We start from the raw sequence: 14,351 nt of genomic DNA, 5'->3' as shown, positions 1-14,351 counted from the left end.
TGGTCTGCCATTGGCTTCGGTGTCAGAGTCGTCGCAACATCACGACGATAACGGACAGATCATGGAACGACTCCCCACCACACCCCACGACGCGGTCTTTCGGCAAATGCTGACGCAAAAGGAGGTTGCCCGAGATTTTTTGCAGATCCATTTGCCTGAAGCATTTCTCAATATATGCGATATGGATACATTAACGCTGGAATCAGGCAGCTTTATTGAGGACGATTTACATACCAGCTATTCAGATATCCTCTATTCCCTGCAAACAACACATGGACCCAGCTACGTTTACGCACTGATTGAACATCAGAGTAAGCCCGATAAATTCATGGCCTTTCGCCTGATGCGCTACGCAATTGCCGCCATGCAACACCATCTTAACGCCGGGCATAAGACATTACCTCTGGTCGTTCCTATCCTGTTTTACCATGGTATGGAAAGTCCGTGGCCTTATACCCTTAACTGGCATCACCTGTTTAGCGAACCAAAGCTTGCGAAAGCGCTTTACGGCAATGAATTTACACTGGTAGACCTGACCGTAATGCCAGATAATCAGATCTTGCAGCATCAACGGGTAGCGATGCTGGAACTCCTGCAAAAACATATTCGTCGACGGGATCTGAGTGAGCTATTGGATCAACTGGTCACACTCTTAACACAAGAGCATCTGACAGAATATCAAATCGACGTTTTGATTAATTACATGCTTAAAGCAGGAAATACCACGGAACCCGGCGTACTTGTCCGCCATCTGGCGCAGAGTGCGCCACAGTACAAGGAACAGCTGATGACGATTGCCGAATGGTTGGAAGAAAAAGGCAGAGTGGAAGGCATACAACAAGGGCTGGAAAAAGGGTTAGAAGAAGGTCGGCAGGTTGAAGCGCGTAATATCGCACAAAAAATGCTCGCCCGCGGCCTGGAACTGGAGCTGATTACGCACCTTACAGGCCTGACGCAGGAAGAACTGGTCGCGCTGGCGCACTAAATGCAATCAGGGCGGCAAATATGCCGCCCTGATTGCAACTTAGCCTACCGAAGGCGTCGGATCATCACCTTTAATGATGTCACGCTTAACCTCGGTCACGGTATCACCTTTCGCGTTATGCAGGTGCACTTCGAGCTGGTTAAAGGCGATATCAATGTCGTTTTCACGGCACAAACGATCGACCGCACGGTTCAGTTCATCAACCGTGTGGCTACGATCGCGCAGTTCACGCACGTATAAACGCAGTTCATGATCCAACGTGCTGGCGCCGAAGGCGGTAAAGAACACTGCAGGCTCTGGATCGTGCATCACTTTCGGGTGTTCCATCGCCGCCTGCAGCAGCACTTTCTTCACTTTATTCAGATCCGAACCGTAGGCCACGCCGATGCGGATCACCAGACGCGTGGTGGTATCGGAAAGCGACCAGTTGATCAAACGCTCCGTCACAAATGCTTTGTTCGGGATGATCACCTCTTTGCGATCGAAGTCGGTAATAGTGGTGGCACGGATACGGATCTTGCTGACCGTTCCTGAGAACGTACCGATAGTCACGGTATCGCCGATGCGGACCGGGCGTTCAAACAGAATAATCAGACCCGAAACAAAGTTACCGAAGATTTCCTGCAAGCCAAAACCAAGACCAACCGACAGGGCTGCTGCCAGCCACTGTAGCTTATCCCATGAAACACCGAGCGATCCGAAGACCGTCATCGCACCGATGGCGATGATCGCGTAGTTAAGGATCGTGGTGATCGCATACGAAGCACCCTGACGCATCTTCAGTCGCGACAGCACCAGCACTTCCAGCAGGCCGGGTAAGTTACGGATCAGCGCCCACGCGACCATTGAGGCAATAATCGCAAACAGCAGACTGCCCATGGTGACGTCTTTCACCACCGCAGCTCCCGCTTCGGTGCCGTTGTAATGCCAGAGCGTAATGCTATCGAGATAACTGAACACGGTGATTAGATCGGACCAAATTGCCCAGAACAGAATACCAAACAGGGCAACCATCACCAGCATTGTTATACGCAGCGTTTGCTGGTTAACCTGCTCAAGCGCAATGGTCGGTTCTTCCTGCGGCTCGGCTCCTTCCGCCCCTTCTTTCACCAGGTTCTGACGACGCGCTAAGGCACGGCGCCAGGCGATACGACGTGCCGCCACACTCAATCCACGCAGTACCGTCTGATACAGCAGGTTCCAAAGGATAACCAGATAGACCGTTTCAATCCAACGGCCGGCCAGGCGCAACGTGGTGTAGAAATACCCTGTCGCCGTCAGCACCATTAACGCGATCGGGATAATTGAGAGGACGGTAATAGTGACCAGACGCAGGCCATGTGACTCTTTGTCACGCCAGCTTTCGCGGCACATTGGCCATACCAGGAAGGCGATCAGCAGCAGGTTGAGGAAAATAACTACCTGACCCAGCACATCGTCCATCAAATTAAGCGGCGACAGTTCAGCAATGACCGACCAGAAGTTAAGCGGCAACAGCGCCAGGCTAATACGCACGATCTGGCGGCGCCAGTGGCTGGTCTGCTGCGCTGGCATGCCAAAATGACGTATCGCCACGCCATCTTTTTCCAGCACCTTCCAGCACAGACCAAACACCAGCCAGAAGACTGTCATCTTCTTACTGAACGCCCACAGCAGGTCGCTGATATTCAACTGCATGGTAAGCAGAATCAGGCCCACGGCGAGGATAATCAGGCACGCCGGCAACGCTCTGATCAGATCGATCAGTATCGCTTTTGGCGTATTGAGCTGACTGTCATTACGCAGATTCCCTACTGCGGCGGCTAATTTCGCCTGATACTCTTTCAGCCATTTCAAACGCCAGCGGATTAACCCGGCAATAAGCAGCAGCGGCAGGCCCGCCAGGAACGCAATAAAGACCGCTGGCCAGGCTTTTTCCCAGTTCACTGTGATTTTCATCGACTTAAACTGGTCTTTGAGCGTTTGCGGGAAGGCTTTGATCCAGTCCCAGTCCATCGGACGGTTACTATTAACCCAGAAGATTTGCTGCGTGAGGATCCCTTTCAGGTTCTTCGACACGCTCATTAGCTGCTGTTGATTGATTTGCAGGTTAATCGCCATCATCAACTGGTTGCCCAGCTGCTTGTTCAGCTGATCCAACAGTTCACGGCGCATATCCACAACCTGCAGCAGGGCATCATGGACTTCACCATTCACTTCGTTGCTGTGCCCTTCTTCCAGTTTGGCGACAAACGCATCGTTCTGGAATAGCGCATCGCGCTGCTGGTTAATCTCAAACTGTTCCAGACGCAAATCAGCGATCCGGTTAGTCATATCGGCAAGTTCATCCGCCGACGGCAGTGTTTGTTGTTGCTGATACAGAATACGCGACAGCAGCAGACTGCCTTTCAGGACGGCGATCTGTTCTTTAATATTGCGTTCGGATTGCAGCGCGCGGTCAAGCCAGTTTTTGACTTTGATATTCTGCTGCATCAGGTTGTTGCCGTTTTCGGTCGCGGCAATCAGGCGTTGACTTAGCTGATGGTTAACATCCAGTTCCTGCTTCACTAACGGATTTGACTGAATACGCTCGGCTTCATCCGGCGTTACCGCTTCCTGAGCCGTCTTTTCGGTTAACGTCAGTCGTTTGCTGTTCACCGCTTCTTGCAGAAGCTGGAGCTGATGTTCAAGCCTGTTACTGTTAGCTGTTACGTAGTCACGTTGTTTTTGCAAGGTATCCTGCAAAACAGTATTGCCTTCCAGGCTCTTACGCTGTTGGTCGATCTGCGCATTCAGCAGCGCCTGCTGCGCCTGCAGCAACACCTGCTGGCTGGGGCGTAACGCCGCCTCTCCCACATTGGTGCCATCGAGTCGATTGCGGATTTGCTGCATTTGCTGCGACGCGGTGTACATCGCATTCTGCACACGCTCTGGCTGCGTCTGGAGCGACACCAGTTGGCTGTTGTAAGCGGCAAGATCGTTTTGCGCACTTTGCAGGTCATCCAAAACCTGTGCCACGCGCGACTCAAGCTGTCGCAAGGAGAGTGTACTCAGCGTTTTTCGCGTTTCATCGTCGTTATCGACATCGCTGAGCGAATTTAACGCATCCGTCGCCTGACGCATTTTCTCCGGTGCCTGGGCAACTTTCTGGCGAAGCTGTACGGTCTCATCTTTCACGCGATCGATTTTATCCAACGTGGCGATGGTATCGATGAGATCCTGTTGGACCAGCTTATCCTGCGCGGAGAGATCTTTTTGTTTACTCAGTGCGTCCAGTTGGCTCTGAATATCCGCTTTCGTCGGCAGTTCACCACTCTGTTGCGCCCGCGCAAAAGCAGACGACTGGCAAGATAGCAAGAGAATGAAGAAAAGAATGGTAATAGCAATAAGATGCTGTGAACGTTTATAGAGCTGCAACATAGTCATGAGAATGAACGTTTCTGAACCGGAAAAGTGACCGAAAATAGTCAAGCGGCAAGAATATCACGGCTGTGACCGGCAGAATAGCAGCAGGCAAAACGACCAGGAGAATTCCTGGTACAGGCCCAAAACGTTTAGTGGATTTCCGCCACGCCAAGCCGCAGAGTTGGGCACATAAGGCACATCTCCAGCAGCACAGCCACGTATTCCCGAGCTTCTTTTTTCAGATCAAACGATTCGGGGGCAAATAACCAGTTTTCTATGATTCCGGTAATGTAGCTACGCAACAGGACCGCCACGCGACGGGTGTTCAGGTTTTCCGGCAGCATATTGGCATCCATACAGTGCCGCAATGTTTGTTCGATACGATCGTAATTTTCAATACAAAGATGGCGTTGAGCTAACTGAACAGAGGCCATTTCCCCGACAAATTCGCATTTGTGGAATATAATTTCCAGCAACAAACGTCGGCGTTCTTCTGTCACGGTAGCTTCAAGAACGTAAATTAAAATTTCTCTTAATACTGATAGTGGATCGTCGGGGAATTTTGCCTGATACTCAGTCTCTAACTCATCAATGTTAGGTTTTGCTAGCTCCCAGATTTCACTGAATAAATCCGACTTGTTTTTGAAATGCCAATAGATTGCTCCGCGCGTGACACCAGCGGCTTTTGCGATCTCCGCAAGCGAGGTGGATGATACCCCTTGTTGCGAAAACAAATGCAGAGCAACATCGAGAATATGCTGTCGTGTTTCCTGTGCTTGTTGTTTGGTTTTTCGTGCCATATGTCAGTGAATTTACAGGCGTTAGATTTACATACATTTGTGAATGTATGTACCATAGCACGACGATAATATAAACGCAGCAATGGGTTTATGGGCTTTAAGCCATTGATCAATTTGAAATCGGACACTCGAGGTTTACATATGAACAAAAACAGAGGGTTAACGCCTCTGGCAGTCGTTCTGATGCTCTCAGGCAGCTTAGCGCTAACAGGATGTGACGACAAACAGGCCCAACAAGGGGGCCAGCAGATGCCAGAGGTTGGAGTTGTTACACTCAAAACTGAACCTCTACAGATAACAACCGAGCTTCCGGGTCGCACCAGTGCGTTTCGCATCGCAGAAGTTCGCCCTCAGGTTAGCGGTATTATCCTGAAGCGTAATTTCACCGAAGGTGGTGACATCGAAGCGGGTGTATCTCTCTATCAGATTGATCCTGCGACTTACCAGGCCGCTTACGAAAGCGCAAAAGGCGATCTGGCCAAAGCACAAGCCGCAGCAAATATCGCTCAACTGACGGTTAAACGTTATCAGAAACTGCTGGGTACTAAGTACATCAGTCAACAGGATTACGATAGCGCGCTGGCAGACGCACAGCAGGCAAACGCCGCCGTTATTGCCGCGAAAGCCGCGGTAGAAACAGCACGCATCAATCTGGCCTATACCAAAGTGACGTCGCCGATCAGCGGCCGCATTGGTAAATCATCCGTTACGGAAGGGGCTCTGGTGCAAAACGGTCAAGCGACCGCACTGGCGACCGTTCAGCAGCTGGACCCGATCTACGTGGACGTAACGCAGTCAAGCAACGACTTCCTGCGCCTGAAACAAGAGCTGGCCAACGGCACGCTGAAGCAAGAGAACGGCAAAGCGAAAGTCGAACTGGTAACCAATGACGGCATTAAATTCCCGCAATCCGGTACGCTGGAATTTTCTGATGTGACGGTAGATCAAACCACCGGGTCGATTACGTTACGCGCAATCTTCCCTAACCCGGATCACACCTTACTGCCGGGTATGTTCGTCCGCGCACGTCTGGAAGAAGGGACTAACCCAACTGCATTACTGGTTCCACAGCAAGGCGTTACCCGCACACCGCGTGGCGATGCCAGTGCATTGGTTGTCGGTGCAGACAACAAAGTTGAAACTCGTCAAATTGTTGCCTCTCAAGCGATTGGCGACAAATGGTTAGTCACTGATGGACTTAAATCAGGCGACCGCGTGATTGTCACTGGGCTGCAAAAAGTACGTCCTGGTGCGCAGGTAAAAGCGCAGGAAATCACCGCTGATAACAACCAGCAAGCAGCGAGCGGTAGCCAGCCAGAACAGTCCAAGTCTTAACTTAAACAGGAGCCGTTAAGACATGCCTAATTTCTTTATCGATCGCCCTATATTTGCGTGGGTGATCGCCATTATCATCATGTTGGCAGGGGGGCTCGCGATCCTCAAATTGCCGGTAGCGCAATATCCTACTATTGCACCGCCAGCAGTGACGATCTCCGCGACCTACCCTGGCGCTGATGCCAAAACAGTACAGGATACTGTTACGCAGGTTATCGAACAGAATATGAACGGTATCGATAACCTGATGTACATGTCCTCAAACAGTGACTCCACGGGTACCGTGCAGATCACCCTGACCTTCCAGTCTGGTACTGACGCGGATATCGCACAGGTTCAGGTGCAGAACAAACTGCAGCTGGCCATGCCGTTGCTGCCGCAGGAAGTACAGCAGCAAGGGGTTAGCGTTGAGAAGTCATCCAGTAGCTTCCTGATGGTTGTCGGTGTTATCAACACCAACGGCACCATGACGCAGGAGGATATTTCCGACTACGTTGGCGCCAACATGAAGGACGCTATTAGCCGTACTTCAGGCGTGGGTGATGTTCAGCTGTTTGGTTCTCAGTACGCGATGCGTATCTGGATGGATCCGAACAAACTGAACAACTTCCAGCTGACGCCGGTTGATGTAATCAGCGCCATCAAGGCGCAGAACGCCCAGGTTGCAGCCGGTCAGTTAGGTGGTACGCCACCGGTTAAAGGCCAGCAGCTTAACGCGTCAATCATCGCGCAAACCCGTCTGACCTCCGCTGATGAGTTCAGCAAAATTCTGCTGAAAGTGAATCAGGATGGTTCCCAGGTTCGTCTGCGTGACGTGGCGAAAGTGGAACTGGGCGGTGAGAACTACGACATCATTGCGAAGTTCAACGGTAAACCGGCATCCGGTCTGGGTATCAAGCTGGCGACAGGTGCTAACGCCCTGGATACAGCAAACGCTATCCGCGAAGAACTGAAGAAGATGGAGCCGTTCTTCCCGTCAGGTCTGAAGATCGTTTACCCATATGACACCACGCCGTTCGTGAAAATCTCTATTCACGAAGTAGTAAAAACGCTGGCGGAAGCAATCATCCTCGTGTTCCTGGTAATGTATCTGTTCCTGCAGAACTTCCGCGCGACGCTGATTCCGACTATCGCCGTGCCGGTGGTGCTCTTGGGTACGTTTGCCGTCCTTGCGATTTTCGGCTTCTCGATAAACACCCTGACGATGTTCGGGATGGTACTCGCCATCGGCCTGCTGGTGGATGACGCCATCGTTGTGGTCGAGAACGTTGAACGTGTAATGGCTGAGGAAGGACTACCGCCGAAGGAAGCAACGCGTAAATCGATGGGCCAGATTCAGGGCGCACTGGTCGGTATCGCGATGGTACTGTCAGCGGTATTTATCCCAATGGCGTTCTTCGGTGGTTCTACCGGTGCAATTTACCGTCAGTTCTCCATCACCATTGTTTCTGCGATGGCGTTGTCTGTACTGGTGGCATTGATTCTGACCCCTGCCCTGTGTGCGACCATGCTCAAACCGATTGCTAAAGGCGATCACGGAGAAGGCAAAAAAGGCTTCTTCGGCTGGTTTAACCGCATGTTCGATAAGAGCACGCATCATTACACCGATAGCGTGGGCGGTATTCTGCGCAGCACCGGTCGTTATCTGGCGCTGTATCTGATCATCGTCGTGGGCATGGCCTATCTGTTCGTTCGTCTGCCAAGTTCGTTCCTGCCAGATGAAGACCAGGGGGTATTCCTGTCTATGGCTCAGCTGCCAGCGGGTGCAACGCAAGAGCGTACCCAGAAGGTGCTGGACGAAATGACGGATTACTACCTGACCAAGGAAAAAGCGAACGTTGAATCGGTGTTTGCCGTTAACGGTTTCGGTTTTGCTGGTCGTGGTCAGAACACCGGTATCGCGTTCGTTTCTCTGAAAGACTGGAGTGAACGTCCAGGTGAAGAGAACAAGGTTGAGGCGATTACTCAACGTGCGATGGGCGCATTCTCACAGATTAAAGACGCGATGGTCTTTGCCTTTAACCTGCCAGCGATTGTGGAGTTAGGGACCGCGACCGGTTTCGACTTCCAGTTGATTGACCAGGCAGGCTTAGGTCATGAGAAGCTGACTCAGGCGCGTAACCAGCTGTTTGGTGAAGTCGCGAAGCATCCTGATCTGTTGGTCGGTGTTCGTCCTAACGGTCTGGAAGATACGCCGCAGTTCAAGATCGATATCGATCAGGAAAAAGCGCAGGCTCTGGGCGTTTCCATTAGTGATATTAATACAACACTGGGTGCTGCATGGGGCGGAAGCTACGTGAATGACTTCATCGACCGTGGTCGTGTGAAGAAAGTTTACGTCATGTCTGAAGCGAAATACCGTATGTTGCCGGAAGATATTGGAAACTGGTATGTCCGCGGCAGCGATGGACAGATGGTACCGTTCTCCGCCTTCTCTACTTCGCGCTGGGAATACGGCTCACCGCGTCTGGAACGCTATAACGGTCTGCCTTCCATGGAAATCTTAGGCCAGGCCGCTCCGGGTAAAAGTACCGGTGAAGCGATGGCCATGATGGAGCAACTGGCCAGCAAACTGCCATCCGGTATCGGTTATGACTGGACCGGTATGTCCTACCAGGAACGACTGTCCGGCAACCAGGCCCCTGCCCTGTATGCTATTTCACTGATCGTCGTGTTCTTGTGTCTGGCAGCGTTGTACGAGAGTTGGTCAATTCCGTTCTCCGTAATGCTGGTGGTACCGTTGGGTGTTATCGGTGCATTGCTGGCGGCGACGTTCCGCGGCCTGACCAACGACGTTTACTTCCAGGTAGGCCTGCTCACAACCATTGGGTTGTCGGCGAAGAACGCGATACTTATCGTCGAATTCGCCAAAGACTTGATGGATAAAGAGGGTAAAGGTCTGATTGAGGCGACGCTGGACGCAGTACGCATGCGTTTACGTCCAATCCTGATGACGTCACTGGCCTTTATTCTGGGCGTAATGCCGCTGGTCATTAGTTCCGGCGCAGGTTCCGGTGCACAGAACGCCGTTGGTACTGGCGTAATGGGTGGGATGGTGACGGCAACTGTGTTGGCGATCTTCTTTGTTCCGGTGTTCTTTGTGGTGGTACGCCGCCGCTTTAGCCGCAAAAATGAAGATATTGAGCATAGCCACTCAGTAGAGCATCATTGATACATCTCTAAAGATAAGGCCGCGCAAGCGGCCTTTTTTCTGAAAAAATCATAAAAATCACTTATTGCCATTCCGTTTATTTTCTATCGGATAAATAAGCGATATAATCCTTGCAGCCTTAAAGGCTATTCTTAAAAAAACAGCGAGAGTTCTTATTTACTTTAATAAATATTAAGATTATTCCTATCCACTGGTTCACATTGTCGGTTGTTGCCTTTCGTTGCTAAACCTAAACAAGATAACCCGATGATTGCCCGAAGAATAAAGAAATTGTCCCATTTCGAATAGCGGCATTTATCTGTTAAAATGTAAAAATGACGTAGCATCATAATTTTACATAATTGTAATTTTTCGTGATATGACGATGAAATCTTTTTTAGAGTAGATTATAGTTAAATCATCAGGAGTCGCGGGCAAGTTCCAGGTAGTTGTTGTATCCATCCCGAAAGGTGTTCGGTTAGTTTAAGCCACTAAGAAGGGGATGCGTTATGGATGAATACTCACCCAAAAGACATGATATCGCGCAGCTTAAATTTCTCTGCGAAACTCTGTATCATGACTGTCTTGCAAACCTTGAACAAAGTAACCATGGCTGGGTTAATGACCCTACCTCTGCAACCAGCTTGCAGCTCAATGAACTGATAGAGCATATTGCAACCTTCGCACTTAATTATAAAATTAAGTACAATGAGGACAATAAGCTGATCGCGCAGATAGATGAATACCTGGATGACACTTTTATGTTGTTCAGCAGTTATGGTATTAATACGCAGGATCTGCAGAAATGGCGGAAGTCAGGTAATCGACTGTTTCGCTGTTTTGTCAATGCCACCAGGGCTAATCCTGTTAGTTTGTCTTGTTAAAAATTATTACAATCATAGGTAAGAGTTATGTCCGATAAACCATTAACTAAAACAGATTATTTGATGCGCCTGCGACGTTGCCAGACAATTGATACGCTAGAGCGCGTTATTGAAAAAAATAAATATGAATTGTCCGACAACGAACTGGCTGTATTTTACTCAGCAGCAGATCATCGCCTTGCTGAATTGACCATGAATAAGCTTTACGACAAGATTCCAACTTCTGTTTGGAAATTCATTCGCTAATTGCACTCAAGGGTAAGTCAGGTATAGCGGTACAGTTGTCTGGCTGACCATTTTCGTATTTACAATGGTTATTTAATTCAAATCACGTGACTATGATCACAGCAAAGAAGCGGGAACGTTCCCCTTTCTTGCATTACGTTTTACTGTGCTGAAATAACCTTCAGTACACAGGGAATTCGTAATGCGTAATGAAAAGCAAAAAATGATCGCCGGCGAATACTATCGCCCGGCAGATGAAACGCTGCGCAGTGACCGCCTACGCGCTCGTCAGTTGATCCATCGCTACAATCTCACCGCTCCCGATGAAAAAAATGAGCGTCAGGCAATCCTGCATAATCTGTTAGGTCAGAGTGAGGGGGCCTATATTGAACCCTCTTTCCGTTGTGATTACGGTTATAACATCTATCTTGGTAAAGACTTTTACGCTAATTTCGACTGCGTTATGCTCGACGTCTGTCCAATTCATATTGGCGACAACTGCATGCTGGCACCTGGCGTTCATATCTATACCGCGACCCATCCGCTGGATGCTACCGAGCGCAACAGTGGCCTGGAGTTCGGAAAGCCCGTGACAATCGGCAATAACGTCTGGATAGGTGGCCGTGCAGTAATAAATCCTGGCGTCACGCTGGGTGATAACGTGGTTGTGGCATCAGGCGCAGTGGTCACCAAAAGCGTTCCGGCCAACACCGTGGTTGGAGGCAATCCCGCAAGGATCATCAAAACGCTGTGATGTTAAATGTAACTGTTATGCTAAATTGTGGTTAATCTGTTACTTTCTTCAGAACGTATCCCCTTTTAAAATAGGGCGATCGCACCTGAATTTTGCAGATATCACGAAGGCAAGAGATGACAGAAATACAGCGCCTGCTTACTGAAACAATCGACGACTTAAATATTCGCGAGAAGCGCGACAACAAACCGCGCTTTAGCATCAGCTTTATTCGCAAACATCCAGGGCTGTTTATCGGCATGTATGTTGCGTGGTTTGCCACGCTGGCGGTGATGCTACAGTCAGAAACGTTAGTCGATTCAGTATGGCTGCTGGTGGTACTGTTCGTTGTGCTCAACGGCTTTTTCTTTTTCGACGTTGCGCCACGATACCGCTTTGAAGATATCGACGTTCTGGATTTTAGAGTTTGCTATAACGGAGAATGGTACAACACGCGCTTTGTCCCCTCCTCACTCATAGATACTATCCTGCACTCGCCGTCCGTGGACAGCGAACATAAAGCGCAGCTGCAAAAGATGATATCGCGCAAAGGCGAACTCTCGTTTTATGATGTCTTTACGCTTACCCGCGCCCAGACCAGCCAGTAACGACATCTCAGCACAGATAAAAAAAGTGCGTTCCTGCGAAGGTAACGCACTTTAATCCCTGAAATGCTGGCAAAGAAACTAACGTCTTTTTTTACGCCCCTGTACTGCTTTAAAGCGCGGATTCGTTTTGCAGATAACGTACAAACGCCCTTTGCGTTTTACTATCTGGCAGTCAGGATGGCGCTGTTTTGCGCTGCGAAGTGAATTGAGTACCTGCATTTTAACCCCGCTTAACGCCAATAAAATGACCAAAACGTTTTTGGAAACGTGCTGCACTACCTTCATTATCAAAGGTTTTTTGTTTCCCGGTATAGTACGGATGCGATTTGGAAGAGATATCGAGGGTCACGTACGGGTACATTTCCCCCTCAAACTCAATCTCACGCTCAGTCTTGATGGTCGAACCGACCTTAAAGAATTCATTGGCACTGGTATCGTGAAACACCACGGTACGGTAAAAAGGATGAATATCCGGTTTCATGGCAACCTCAATTTGTTACGTTATAACATAACCAACAAAATACACCACTCTTGTACAAATCACAACCTGATTTACACGACAGGGAGTCAAACGGGATGATAAGTGGCCGTAAATATATGATGCCAATCGAATAGCTTTTTGGGGTTTCGGATATACTTTCCCTACGCTGTGTAAATAAGGATATCACTGTGACAACACGACATCTGATAAGCCTGGTGACTGGGGTACTGTTCCTTTCCATCCTCGCGCCTGTAGGTTTAAGCCTGTGGCTGGCACATCGTCAGGTCGAAACGAAATTTATCGATGAGCTCGACATGTTCTCAACGCGAGTCGCATTACGTACGGAACGCGTAGGCGAGCAGGCGAAAAAAGCATTGCGCCATATTGAAGCATTTCAGGGGGTGCCTTGTAGTGAAGAGCATCTGCTGGAAATGCGTCGTTTGTCATATAGCTATCGCTATATTCAGGAAGTGCTGTACCTCAAAGATAGCGTTCCGCAATGCTCATCTCTGGAAAAAAGAAGCCAGGCTGACGCATTTCCACCCGCAATGAAAGTCACGCCTGATGGATATCGCGCATGGCTTACCACGCAAAATGATTTGGGCATCAAGCGTTTTATGGCAGCATTAGGCAGCGAACATTATGTTGTGATGGTCGATCCGGGTTCTTTCATTGACGTCATCCCGTTTGGCTCATGGCCGATTGAAGTGACTATCATTGGCACCGTGCGCAACGTCGTGGTTGCCAGTAGCGCCGATCTGCCATCGGACGTTTTGCAGCATGTACAGCAAGAACGATCGATTACTCATTTTAAAAAAGATGGCAGCATTTATAACGCCCGCCCCTTTCCTGAGTTGGGTATCACGATCGTAACCTGGGCTTCCACCCTGCCATTGCAAAAAACCTGGCACCGGCAAGCACTGATCTGGCTCCCGGCAGGCATTCTTATCGGCTTACTCACCGCCGCCTTTGTTTTGCGTATTTTGCGCCGCTTACAGTCGCCCCATCACCAGTTGCAGGACGCTATCCAGCATCGGGATATCAAAGTCCACTATCAACCAATTATCTCGCTCAAAACGGGGAAAGTGGTTGGGGCAGAGGCGCTGGCTCGCTGGCAGCAGGCCGACGGAAGCTATCTGTCGCCGGAAATCTTCGTCGCGCTGGCGCATGAAACCGGGATGACAGAGTCCCTCACCCGGTTGATCATTGAAAGCGTATTTGAAGATTTAGGCAAATGGCTGCGTCAGCATCCGGAGCAGCATATATCCATCAACCTTGAGTCAGCCGACCTGTCTTCCGAAACGCTTCCTGCCCTGTTAGGCCAGAAGGTGAACCACTGGCAACTGAAGCCTGCGCAAATCGCGCTGGAGCTAACTGAACGCGAATTTGCCGACCCAAAAAACAGCGCGCCGTTTATTGCCAAATACCGCCAGGCGGGTCATTCAATCTATATCGATGACTTTGGTACCGGCTATTCCAGCCTGAGCTATTTGCAGGATCTGGATGTAGACATCCTGAAGATAGACAAATCGTTCGTCGATGCGCTGGAGTACAACAACGTCACACCTCATATCATCGAGATAGCAAAAACGCTGAAACTTGAGATGGTGGCGGAAGGTATCGAAACCGAGAATCAGGAAACCTGGCTACGCCAGCACGGCGTGCAGTACGGTCAGGGCTGGCTTTACAGCAAAGCGCTGCCGAAAGCGGAATTTATTCTGTGGGCAGAAAAACGGCTTTAACATGGCTGTTGATGTTGAGATGG

General features: G+C 49.8%; 12 protein-coding genes. 8 read left to right on the top strand and 4 right to left on the bottom strand.

The genetic code is table 11. The annotated features are described in order from the left end of the window. Nucleotides 1-61 precede the first annotated feature (61 nt). Nucleotides 62-985: an Rpn family recombination-promoting nuclease/putative transposase gene (locus OGY72_RS01975; protein ID WP_048214781.1), complete on the top strand. Its 924-nt coding sequence runs from the start codon at nucleotides 62-64 to the stop codon at nucleotides 983-985. A gap of 39 nt (nucleotides 986-1,024) precedes the next feature. On the opposite strand, the gene mscK is transcribed toward OGY72_RS01975, so the two are convergent. Next, nucleotides 1,025-4,390 (bottom strand): mechanosensitive channel MscK, encoded by a 3,366-nt coding sequence (gene mscK, locus OGY72_RS01970; RefSeq protein ID WP_286546472.1) that lies wholly within the window; start codon nucleotides 4,388-4,390, stop codon nucleotides 1,025-1,027. A 128-nt stretch (nucleotides 4,391-4,518) separates the two neighbouring features. Next, the gene (gene acrR, locus OGY72_RS01965; RefSeq protein WP_003831045.1) at nucleotides 4,519-5,169 is read right to left on the bottom strand and encodes a multidrug efflux transporter transcriptional repressor AcrR; all 651 of its coding nucleotides are present in this window, start codon (nucleotides 5,167-5,169) and stop codon (nucleotides 4,519-4,521) included. Between the two features lie 141 nt (nucleotides 5,170-5,310). Here acrR and acrA point away from each other — a divergent pair, with 141 nt between their 5' ends. The 6 genes from acrA to OGY72_RS01935 all read left to right on the top strand — a co-directional run bounded on the left by acrA (nucleotide 5,311) and on the right by OGY72_RS01935 (nucleotide 12,105). Further along, nucleotides 5,311-6,504 (top strand): multidrug efflux RND transporter periplasmic adaptor subunit AcrA, encoded by a 1,194-nt coding sequence (gene acrA, locus OGY72_RS01960; protein WP_286546470.1) that lies wholly within the window; start codon nucleotides 5,311-5,313, stop codon nucleotides 6,502-6,504. Between the two features lie 22 nt (nucleotides 6,505-6,526). Beyond that, nucleotides 6,527-9,676 (top strand): efflux RND transporter permease AcrB, encoded by a 3,150-nt coding sequence (gene acrB / locus OGY72_RS01955; protein WP_063941319.1) that lies wholly within the window; start codon nucleotides 6,527-6,529, stop codon nucleotides 9,674-9,676. Nucleotides 9,677-10,164: 488 nt separating this feature from the next. Then, nucleotides 10,165-10,539, top strand: coding sequence for an Hha toxicity modulator TomB (gene tomB / locus OGY72_RS01950; RefSeq protein WP_003021733.1), 375 nt, complete (start codon nucleotides 10,165-10,167; stop codon nucleotides 10,537-10,539). Nucleotides 10,540-10,566: 27 nt separating this feature from the next. Further along, nucleotides 10,567-10,785 (top strand): hemolysin expression-modulating protein Hha, encoded by a 219-nt coding sequence (gene hha / locus OGY72_RS01945; RefSeq protein WP_002892050.1) that lies wholly within the window; start codon nucleotides 10,567-10,569, stop codon nucleotides 10,783-10,785. Nucleotides 10,786-10,966: 181 nt separating this feature from the next. Next, nucleotides 10,967-11,518: a maltose O-acetyltransferase gene (gene maa / locus OGY72_RS01940; protein ID WP_286546466.1), complete on the top strand. Its 552-nt coding sequence runs from the start codon at nucleotides 10,967-10,969 to the stop codon at nucleotides 11,516-11,518. A 116-nt stretch (nucleotides 11,519-11,634) separates the two neighbouring features. Next, nucleotides 11,635-12,105 carry a YlaC family protein gene (locus tag OGY72_RS01935; RefSeq protein ID WP_020996574.1) on the top strand — a complete coding sequence of 157 codons (471 nt, stop codon included), beginning with the start codon at nucleotides 11,635-11,637 and terminating at the stop codon, nucleotides 12,103-12,105. Nucleotides 12,106-12,183: 78 nt separating this feature from the next. Here the strand turns inward: OGY72_RS01935 and ykgO are convergent, their stop codons facing one another. Both ykgO and OGY72_RS01925 read right to left on the bottom strand, forming a co-directional pair. Then, on the bottom strand, nucleotides 12,184-12,324 hold the full coding sequence (gene ykgO / locus OGY72_RS01930) for a type B 50S ribosomal protein L36 (RefSeq protein ID WP_005125190.1): 141 nt from the start codon (nucleotides 12,322-12,324) through the stop codon (nucleotides 12,184-12,186). 1 nt (nucleotide 12,325) lies between these two features. After that, nucleotides 12,326-12,586, bottom strand: a complete 261-nt coding sequence (locus OGY72_RS01925) for a type B 50S ribosomal protein L31 (protein WP_003021719.1) — start codon at nucleotides 12,584-12,586, stop codon at nucleotides 12,326-12,328. Nucleotides 12,587-12,774: 188 nt separating this feature from the next. Between OGY72_RS01925 and pdeB the strand changes: the two genes are divergently transcribed. After that, nucleotides 12,775-14,328 (top strand): cyclic di-3',5'-guanosine monophosphate phosphodiesterase PdeB, encoded by a 1,554-nt coding sequence (pdeB, locus tag OGY72_RS01920; protein ID WP_286546461.1) that lies wholly within the window; start codon nucleotides 12,775-12,777, stop codon nucleotides 14,326-14,328. Nucleotides 14,329-14,351: the final 23 nt, after the last annotated feature.

This window comes from Citrobacter sp. Cpo221 (assembly GCF_030332345.1).
Classification (GTDB): Bacteria; Pseudomonadota; Gammaproteobacteria; order Enterobacterales; family Enterobacteriaceae; genus Citrobacter; species Citrobacter portucalensis.
Note: the sequence above shows the minus strand (reverse complement) of the source record. Positions and strands in the feature narration are given on the sequence as shown.